2 protein-coding genes are annotated in these 729 nt (G+C 73.4%); both read right to left on the bottom strand.

Going from position 1 to position 729, the window contains the following annotated elements; genetic code table 11:
* Nucleotides 1–282 (bottom strand): hypothetical protein (locus RND61_RS32495; RefSeq protein WP_315881761.1); only part of this gene is annotated, 282 nt, incomplete at its 3' end.
* A gap of 1 nt (nt 283) precedes the next feature.
* Nucleotides 284–729: TetR/AcrR family transcriptional regulator (locus RND61_RS32490; protein WP_315881760.1), on the bottom strand; the 446-nt coding region annotated here is incomplete at its 5' end.

Raw genomic sequence — 729 nt, 5'->3', positions numbered from 1 at the left:
GGCGTCGGAGAGTTCGATGACGATCGCCTTGTCGGGGTTCTTCACGTCCCAGAAGAGGCGTTCGCCGTCGCGGCGGAAGCGGCCGGCGGTGATGACGCCGGGGACGTGGGTGCCGCCGACGCGTACGCCCTTCGGTTCGCGGGCGATGCCGGGGTCGTGGGTGGCGCCGCGTACGTGGGCGAGGGGGATCTCCAGGCGGCTCTTGAGGGTCCAGAGCTTGTCGAGGCCCTGGAATTCGGCCGTCAGCAGGCCGCGTTCATGGTCGATGGCGATCAGGGCCATGTCAGTGCTCCTGGGGGGTGGTGGGCTGGGCCCGCAGGCGCACGCGGGCGCCGAGGACGGTGGAGGTGAGGTGGGGGGCGGCGTCGCCGTGCGCGGGGCGCAGGGCGTCCTCCAGGGCGGTGATGCCTTCCGCGACCAGTGAGGCGACCTCCGGGTCGTGGGGGGCGCGTTCGACGGCGGCGAGGAGGAGGAGTCCGGCGGCCGGGCCGCTGTCGTAGGAGGTGATGGCCGCTGCCAGCGCCTGCGCGGGGTCGGTGAGGGTGGCGATGGCGGCGGCGGCCGGGTGGACCTCGTGGTCGAGGTGGTGGCGCAGGGCGGTCAGGTGCAGGCCCCGTTTGGAGCCGAAGACCTTGTAGAGGCTGCCCCGGTGGATGCCGGTGGCGGCGACCAGGTCGTCCACCGAGGTGCCCTCGTAGCCGTGGGTGGCGAAGAGGGTGGCCGCGGTGG

Origin of the sequence: Streptomyces tamarix (assembly GCF_032423885.1) — a bacterium.
GTDB lineage: Bacteria > Actinomycetota > Actinomycetes > Streptomycetales > Streptomycetaceae > Streptomyces > Streptomyces tamarix.
Note: the sequence above shows the minus strand (reverse complement) of the source record. Positions and strands in the feature narration are given on the sequence as shown.